Origin of the sequence: Caballeronia sp., from assembly GCF_028292365.1 — a bacterium.
GTDB lineage: Bacteria > Pseudomonadota > Gammaproteobacteria > Burkholderiales > Burkholderiaceae > Caballeronia.
Genome location: NZ_JAQGMM010000243.1, coordinates 1 through 8,339 on the forward strand (window position 1 = coordinate 1; position 8,339 = coordinate 8,339).

Annotated in this window: 6 protein-coding genes and 1 pseudogene; all 7 read right to left on the reverse strand. The window is 59.8% G+C overall.

The window, feature by feature from the left end; genetic code table 11:
* On the reverse strand, positions 1–802 hold an 802-nt coding region (locus JWR14_RS15040), incomplete at its 3' end, for a DMT family transporter (protein WP_299708036.1).
* 194 nt (positions 803–996) lie between these two features.
* The gene (locus JWR14_RS15045) at positions 997–1,353 is read right to left on the reverse strand and encodes a copper-binding protein (RefSeq protein WP_299708038.1); all 357 of its coding nucleotides are present in this window, start codon (positions 1,351–1,353) and stop codon (positions 997–999) included.
* Positions 1,350–4,556, reverse strand: coding sequence for an efflux RND transporter permease subunit (locus JWR14_RS15050; RefSeq protein WP_299708040.1), 3,207 nt, complete (start codon positions 4,554–4,556; stop codon positions 1,350–1,352). The genes JWR14_RS15045 and JWR14_RS15050 overlap by 4 nt, the downstream gene beginning before the upstream one ends.
* Positions 4,553–6,028 carry an efflux RND transporter periplasmic adaptor subunit gene (locus tag JWR14_RS15055; RefSeq protein ID WP_299708042.1) on the reverse strand — a complete coding sequence of 492 codons (1,476 nt, stop codon included), beginning with the start codon at positions 6,026–6,028 and terminating at the stop codon, positions 4,553–4,555. The genes JWR14_RS15050 and JWR14_RS15055 overlap by 4 nt, the downstream gene beginning before the upstream one ends.
* A gap of 13 nt (positions 6,029–6,041) precedes the next feature.
* Positions 6,042–7,337, reverse strand: a complete 1,296-nt coding sequence (locus JWR14_RS15060; RefSeq protein ID WP_299708044.1) for a TolC family protein — start codon at positions 7,335–7,337, stop codon at positions 6,042–6,044.
* Positions 7,338–7,429: 92 nt separating this feature from the next.
* On the reverse strand, positions 7,430–7,702 hold the full coding sequence (locus JWR14_RS15065) for a hypothetical protein (RefSeq protein ID WP_299708046.1): 273 nt from the start codon (positions 7,700–7,702) through the stop codon (positions 7,430–7,432).
* A 182-nt stretch (positions 7,703–7,884) separates the two neighbouring features.
* Positions 7,885–8,339 (reverse strand): annotated as a pseudogene (locus JWR14_RS15070) (hypothetical protein); the annotation flags it as partial.

The following is an 8,339-nucleotide window of genomic DNA, read 5'->3' on the forward strand; positions in this document are numbered from 1 at the left end:
CCGGCCACAGGATCAGCGAAAGCGTCACGCCGAATAGCGGCGCGACTGAAAAGTAAGCGCCCGTGCGCGCGGTGCCGAGGTTGCGCAACGCAACGACGAACAAGACCAGGCTGACGCCGTATCCAGCCAGGCCGGTGAACATGGCCGCCGTTGTTTTCGCCAAACCGGGAAGGTGCGCGCCGAGCACAAGGGCGATGCAAAGATTCACCGATCCGGCGATCAGCCCCTTCAGGCAGGCGATGACCATGGCGTCATTCGTCGAGACTTTGCGCGTCAGGTTGTTATCGATCGCCCAGCACACACAGGCGGCGGCAACCAGCAGCGCGCCGGTGGATACACTGGCCGCGCCCGGTTGCCACGAGAGCGCCACGCCACCGGCGACTATTGCCACCATGCCGAGAAAAATCTGCCTATCCACATTCTCACGAAATACGACCCGCGCGATCACCGCCGTGAATACGCCTTCAAGATTCAGCAATAGCGAACTCGTCGCGGCTGGCGTGGTGCTCAGGCCGAACATCAGCAGCACTGGTCCCGCGATACCTCCGGCGGCAATTGCGCCGAGCAACCAGGGCACTTCAGCCAACTGAATCCGGCTTTCGTTAGCGCGCTCGTTTTTGGTCCGCCTGACGCGCTGGAAAGCGATTGCAACAGCCAAGCCAACGCCACTGCCTAAATAGAACAAACCTGCGAGCATGAACGGCGACATTGTGCCAAGAAGGGTCTTGGCAAGCGGGGTCGTCGCGCCAAAGAGCGCGGCCGCGAGAAGCGCTGTGAACGCAGCGTTGTAGCGTACAGACATGGATGTTCCCGACTCTGGTTTAACTACGATTCTAAAGAAGGTTGTGAGACTCCGTACGCGCGCGGTAACGTCCTGGCGCCAGGATATTGGCCACGAGCAAAACCATCAGAGCTTTGTATCACTCTGCCAGTCGCAACCGAGCGCTTACGGTCGGCCAGAACCGCTTGCGCTCGACAACGTCCTCAGCTCGCAGCTTATTGCTTTTGCATTGTCACGATAGTCATCGTGCCACCCACGTTCTCAACGCGCACTTTCACTTTATCCCCTTCGTGAGCCTGTTTCAGCATCGCAGCGTCGCTGGCTTTGAAAGCCATGGTCATCGGCGGCATACCGACGTTTTCCAGCGCACCGTGCTTGAGCGTCACCATGCCGGACGCTGGATCAACCTTCCTGATTTCCGCGTCAGTCAAAGCGGATTTCGACGCCGCCGGACTCATTGCCCCGGGACTCATTTTCATTCCAGCCATATCGTCGGCGACTGCTGACTGCTGAACAGCAAATGCACCAAGCGCGGCACCTGTTGCCAACACGATATAAGTCAGTTTCTTCATTTCACTTCTCCAGAGTAAGTAGAAGGCACATGCGTGCCGGGAGGACCATCAAATCCGCTACGCGCTTGCACCGCGCGCCGCACTTGGCGGCGCTTGAGCAATAACCACGCAGCGGGGATAACGAACATGGACAACAGCGGTGCTGTGACCATGCCGCCGACCATCGGAGCCGCGATGCGCTGCATCACTTCCGACCCCGCGCCATGACCGAGCATGATCGGGATAAGACCCGCAAGGACCACGGCGACGGTCATCGCTTTCGGCCGTACGCGCAGCACCGCGCCTTCGCGGATCGCGTCGAAGAGAAGCGCCTCTGTCAGCACTGCGCCGGCATCGAGGCGATGCTCGAGCGCACGTTTCAAGTACAGCAACATCACCACACCGAACTCCGCCGCCACACCAGCAAGCGCGATGAATCCAACCGCCGTTGCGACAGACACCGCGTGACCCAGCGCCCATATCAGCCAGAATCCGCCGACCAGGGCGAACGGAACCGTCGACATCAGCAGCAGCGCATCAGCAGCCGAATTGAAGGTCAGGAACAGCAGCACGAAGATGATCACGAGCGTGACCGGAATCACGGTACGAAGCGTCGCCGATGCGCGTTCCAGATACTCGAACTGGCCCGACCATGCAATGGAGTAACCCGGCGGAAGAATCACTTTCGCAGCAACAGCCCGCCGCATTGCCGTCACCGCCGACTGCAGGTCCGTGTCGCGGATATCGACATACACGTAGCCCGCAAGCCGCGCGTTCTCGCTGCGAATCATCGGAGGTCCATCGGCAATCTTCAGCGTGGCGATATCGCCGAGCATGATCTGTGCGCCCCGCTCCGTGACAACCGGCAAGCGCCTTAGATTTTCGAGCGAGTCGCGAACGTCACGCGGATATCGGACATTAATTGGAAAGCGCTGACGCCCGTCGATGACTTCGCCCACGTTCTCCCCGCCCACCGCCGATGAAACAACCGACTGGATATCTGCGATAGCGAGTCCGTACCTGGCAGCTTTCATGCGATCAATATCGACGTCGATATAACGCCCGCCGTTCAAGCGCTCGGCGAGCGCAGAGGAGACGCCGGGCACCGTCTTGACCACGGCTTCCACTTGCGTTGCAATGGAGTCAATCACGCTCAGGTCCGCGCCCGAAATCTTCACGCCAACCGGTGTCTTGATACCTGTCGACAACATGTCCAGCCGGTTGCGTATTGGCGGCACCCAGACATTCGACAAGCCCGGTACCTTCACCGTCCGGTCCAGTTCATCGACCAGCTTTTGCGGCGTCATGCCGGGCCGCCATTGATCGCGTGGCTTGAACTGGATGGTGGTCTCGAACATCTCCAGCGGCGCGGGGTCGGTGGCGGTATCGGCTCTTCCGGATTTGCCGAATACGGTTGCTACTTCAGGCACCGCCTTGATGAGCCGGTCCGTCTGCTGCAACAGCTCGGACGCCTTTTCTGCCGAGATACCCGGCAGCGCAGTGGGCATGTAGAGAAGATCGCCTTCATCGAGCGGTGGCAGGAATTCACCGCCCAGCCGCGATAACGGAATCAGCGTAACCCCGAGCGCAATGATCGCTATGCCGATCGCGGCCCACGGCCGACGCAACGTTGCTTCAAGCAATGGCCGATACATCCTGATCAGCACGCGGTTGATCGGATTGGCATTCTCGTTCGGAATACGGCCCCTGATGAAATAGCCCATGAGCACCGGCACCAGCGTGACTGAAAGCAACGCAGCCGCGGCGATCGTGTAGCTCTTGGTGAACGCCAGCGGCGAGAACAATTTCCCCTCTTGGCCCTCAAGTGAGAACACGGGGATGAACGACATCGTGATGATGAGCAGCGAGAAGAACAGGGCGGGCCCAACCTCCGCTGCCGATGTCGCTATCAGCTCCCATCGCTGAGATGCGGTGATCGGTTGATCCGGATGCGCATGGTCAAACGCTTCCAGATGCTTATGCGCGTTTTCGATCATCACGATGGCGGCATCGATCATCGCGCCGATCGCAATCGCAATGCCGCCGAGCGACATCAGGTTCGCGTTGACGCCCTGATAACGCATCACAATAAATGCCGCGAGCACACCCAGCGGCAGCGACAGGATCGCGACAAAAGCGCTTCGCAGATGGAACAAAAACAGCGCACAGACCAGGCCGACGATGACAAACTCTTCGATCAGCTTGTCTCGCAGATTGTCGACAGCGCGTTCGATCAGCTTCGATCTGTCGTAGGTGGTGACGATCTCAACGCCGGGCGGCAGCGACTGCTTGAGCGTATCCAGTTTCGCTTTCACGGCTTCGATTGTCGTCAGCGCATTCTTGCCTGAGCGCATCACGATCACGCTGCCCGCCACCTCGCCTTCGCCGTTCAGTTCGGCAATGCCACGACGCATCTCGGGTCCGATCTGAATACGCGCAACGTCGCCGAGCAGCACGGGGGTTCCTGCATCGTTCGTGCGCAAGACAACGCTGCGGAAGTCATCGAGTGAATGCAGATATCCCGACGAACGCACCATGTAGTCGGACTCCGCCAGTTCGATAACAGAACCGCCCGACTCCTGATTCGCTTTCTTCAGCGCATCCGTCACCGTGGCCTGCGTGATGCCGTAGGCGCGCAGCTTGTCCGGGTCGAGCACGACCTGATACTGACGCACCATTCCGCCGATAGACGCTACCTCCGATACGTCGGGAACGGCCTTCAGTTCGAACTTGAGAAACCAGTCGTTCAACGCACGAAGCTGACCAAGATCGTGCTTGCCAGTGCGGTCCACCAGCGCATATTCATAGACCCAGCCGACGCCGGTTGCATCAGGACCAAGCGAGACGCTTGCGCCCTGAGGGAGCCTGCTCTGCACCTGGTTCAGGTATTCAAGTACGCGCGAACGCGCCCAGTATTGATCGGTCTTGTCGTCGAAGAGAACGTAGACGAATGCATCGCCGAACGATGAATAAGCGCGGATGGTTTTAGCGCCCGGTACACCGAGCAGCGTTGTCGTCAGCGGATACGTCACCTGATCTTCAACAACCTGCGGTGCCTGACCCGGATACGATGCCTTGATGATGACCTGCGTATCCGAGAGATCGGGAAGCGCATCGAGCGGTGTTTGCGTCAGCGAATAAACGCCCCAGCCCGTGATCAGGACGGTTGCAAGCAGGACCAGGAAACGGTTCTGGATGGACCAGCGAATGAGTCGCGCGATCATTTGCCAGCCTCCATTGGTTCGACCTTCGTCAGTTCATAGCCGTCGTCGGATTGCTTGAACGCGAAGTGCGCCGTTTCACCGGTCTTTACGTCGGGGAACGCGGTGGCGGAAGGCTTGCCGAACGCCATCGTCATCGCACCCCAGCCCAAGGCCGGCACAGGCTGATGCGAGAAGGTGATGTCGTGGCTTGTGACGGCTTCCACCTTGCCCGTCGTCTCGTAGGTTGGAGGTGCGGCAGTGGCAACCGCATCGCTGGCTGGACCCGCCTGAAGTCTTGGAAGCACAGACTTCAAGCTCGCTTCGGAGTCGATCAGGAACTGACCCGACGCGACCACCTGCTCCCCTTCGCTCAAGCCGCTCAGCACTTCGGTATCGCTGGCCGAGTCATTGCCGGTCGTCACGGTGACCGGTTGGAGCCGACCATCGGCTTGCTTCACGATCACGATCGAGCGCTTGCCGGTCGTGATCACCGCTTCGGATGGCACGACCAGACGCGACGCCGTCGTTGCACCACCAATGCGTGCACGCATCAGCATGCCGGGCGTGAGCAAGAGATTCTTGTTATCGATGGCAAGACGCGCTTGCAAGGTGCGGCTGTCGGCACTGATCCCCGGCAGGACTTCGCGAATGCGGCCGGTGAAATGCTGCGAGGCATCTGCGGCAAATACGGCATCCACACTCATGCCCGCCTTGACTTGCAACGCCAGCGCTTCGGGCACGTCGATCACGAGCCATAACGTGCTCAGGCCCGCGACCTTGGCGAGCGTCTGGCCGGGCGCAACCATCGCGCCATCACGGACGTTCAACTCGGTGATCACGCCGGCCGCCGGTGCCGATAACGTGACATGCGTCTGAGCGCGCCCGGTACGCTCAAGGTCGGCCACGACTGCATCCGGTATCGACAAAACGCGCATGCGTTCGCGTGATGCGGCTAACAGGGTGTTGTCCATGCCGCCGCGCCTGAGCGCCAGGTATTCCTCTTGAGGCGCCAGCCAGTCCGGCACGAACAACGACGCAATCGGCGCGCCTTTAGACACCCGTTGCATCGGGGCATTCGCATACAAGCGGTCGATATAGCCCGTCACTCGCGACTGGACCACGTCGGCGAGCGATTCGTCGAACTGCGTTGTACCGACTACCTCGAAACTGGTTGCTACATCGACATGGCGTGCAGTGGCGTATCGAATGCCGAGGTTCTGCTGAAGACCCGGATCGATCTTCACGCCGCTCGACGCGCCTTCGTCCGCGAACACGGGCACCAGTTGCATGTCCATGAAGGGCGACTTGCCGGGTTTATCGAAGTGCTGGTTCGGCATCATGGGATCGTGCCAATAGAGCACCTTTTGGCTGGCCGCTTTCGCATTGCCCGTCGACGCCGTCGTGGTATTCGCATGCCATGTACCGGCCACATACCCCGACGCAAGCAACGCCACGGCCGTGATGACAGCGAGCGTCATAAGTTTCTTGTTCATCGTGTTCTCACTGTCAGTAGGTCATGGAAGGTGGCACGACCTGGTACTCGAGTTGAGCCCAGGTGAGCGATACGTCGCGTTGGAGATCGAGCACTTGCAGGCGCGCGTCGAGCACGGCGCGCCGGGCGGCAAAGGTATCGGCCAGCGATCCGGTGCCGGCTCTGTACGCCGCAGTCGATAGCTGCAAGCGCTGATCTGCTGCGGGCAACAGGTACGCGTTGAGGTTCTTGACGCGCTCGCGTCCGCTAGCAAGCGTGGCGGCCAGATTGCGGATATCGGCATCGACTTGACGCTGCGCGTCTTCGTACATCAAACGCGCCTTCGTACCCAACTCGGCTTTCTCGGCGGTATCGCGGTCTTGCCGATCCCTTCTGTTCAACGGGATGGGAATGCTGACGCCGACCGACACCATGTTTGAGTACTGACCACCCCGTTGCTGGTACGCGACTTCCCAGGTCCAGTTCGGGCTGCGATTGCTATGAGCGACGGCGGTGTCGGCGTCGGCGACCGCTATCTCCGACGACGCATTGATCAGCGCAGGCTCAACCCGCTGAAGCTCCTCAGGCGGCAGCGAAGCAACCACCGATTGCGGCGCAGGCGGCTCGCCGGAGATATCGGCGACAGGTGCGGCCGTCCATCGCGACAAGCCGATGAGCGCCGTCTGAAGCGTTTGATTGGCCTTGAGCAACTGGTCCTGCGTCTGCGCCAGCATGAGCTGCGCCTGGGTCACATCGGCGGCACTGGCTTTAGCGCCGCGATAAGACGCTTGCGTCGCCGACAGCTCATGCGCCATGTGATCCGCCAGTTCCTGCTGCAGTGATAGCGCCTTTTTCGCGTATGCCGCGTTGAGCCACGAGCTTGCGGTCTGCTCGCGCACGTTGACTAGCTGAGCGAGATAACCCGCGCGTTCACGGTCGACTTCCTGATTGGCCAGCTCAGTGCGCAGACGCCGCTTTTCCGGCGACACCCATTCCTGTTCGATGCCGATGCGCCGCATCGTCATGAAATCCTGGCCAATGGTGAATCCCTGCGACCCGTTGATGGGCAGGTTATCCACGCCCGCCTTGAGCGTCGGATCAGGTAACTGGCCAGCTCTAATAGCCGCCTGTGAGCTTGCGCGAACGGACGATTGCGCTGCCTGCATGGAGGCGGAACGATCGGTCGCGGATTGCAGAGCGGCGTCCAACGTCAAGGCGCTTTCTTGCGCTTCAACCGCTGCACCGCCGCCAAGAAGGAATATAAATAAGGCTAGCGCGGACGCACGCGCGCATCCCCGCCGGAATACCGGCGTGGTAATAGATGAATACATTTCTCAACCCCAAACGGTCGAATCCCATAGGGAATCACGTCCTGGATGCAGGACGACCTCGCCGCTTAAGCGGCGAACTGGTGACGAAGGGTTTAGAGCGCGCGAGGAGGTTTCCACAAGCCGTCAGGCTCGCGGACAAACAGTGACTGGATATAGTGAAAGAACATCGGCCGATAAGCGCTGGCGCTGCGTGCAATGCCCGGAGCCGATACCGGAATGCTCATGCAACCCATTTGGCACTGCACGGTCATCTTGCAAGGCGAGTCTTTCGACTTGCTGTCCTGACCAGCAGGCATTGCCATCGATTCGCAATCCGTCATGGCCAAGGACATCATGCTGCCCGAGTCGTGAGTCATGGATTGCATCGGACATTGCCCGGCCGAGCCGCTAGCTGCCAGCCCCGTTAAGGGCAGCACCGCACAAAGCCACAAGACGAACAAGGTACGCAGGATTTTCACGATGGCAAGTATAGCTCAGCGCTTGATTTCAGATAAAGCCCTAAGTTAACGGGCGATTCTTAGCGTTAGCGAAGCGACCGGGCTAGTCTTTAATAGCGATTGAGCGGTGGAAGCGGCGACCGTGCATTGCGTTTTTTACGAGCATGCTTAGCCGCCTTGCGCAGCGCGACCTCTGCTTTGTTCCAATCAAGCTTGGCGTCGGGACTATCCGAGTAATGTGTCGCGATTGTGTCTGCCAAGTCCTTAAGCCCGGGGTTGTCAGAAACGTCCAGGTCATCGATCCGCGCGGGATGTTTGAAATCCAGACTCTTGCCCATCCATCGATATAGCGCCGGAATAACACGCTGCAAAGGACCCTTGCGCGCAGCCGCACGCAAACCACGCCACGCAAGCGTTTCTCCTGCCGCGTAACGCTGCCGTGCAGCGATCAAAGCGCGCTTGGCCTGCTTGTAGCGAATCGTCAGTCTGGGATAGGCCCAAACCAGTGAGAACAGGAAGGCCAAAACCAAGCACGCAATTAGCGCTCGCGAGCGGTCGATAACAA

What these genes read in the sequence shown, in the direction of transcription:
- JWR14_RS15045 (WP_299708038.1), bottom strand. Translation starts at nt 1,353, where the DNA reads ATGAAGAAACTGACTTATATCGTGTTGGCAACAGGTGCCGCGCTTGGT.
- JWR14_RS15050 (WP_299708040.1), bottom strand. Translation starts at nt 4,556, where the DNA reads ATGATCGCGCGACTCATTCGCTGGTCCATCCAGAACCGTTTCCTGGTC.
- JWR14_RS15055 (WP_299708042.1), bottom strand. Translation starts at nt 6,028, where the DNA reads ATGAACAAGAAACTTATGACGCTCGCTGTCATCACGGCCGTGGCGTTG.
- JWR14_RS15060 (WP_299708044.1), bottom strand. Translation starts at nt 7,337, where the DNA reads ATGTATTCATCTATTACCACGCCGGTATTCCGGCGGGGATGCGCGCGT.
- JWR14_RS15065 (WP_299708046.1), bottom strand. Translation starts at nt 7,702, where the DNA reads ATGCAATCCATGACTCACGACTCGGGCAGCATGATGTCCTTGGCCATG.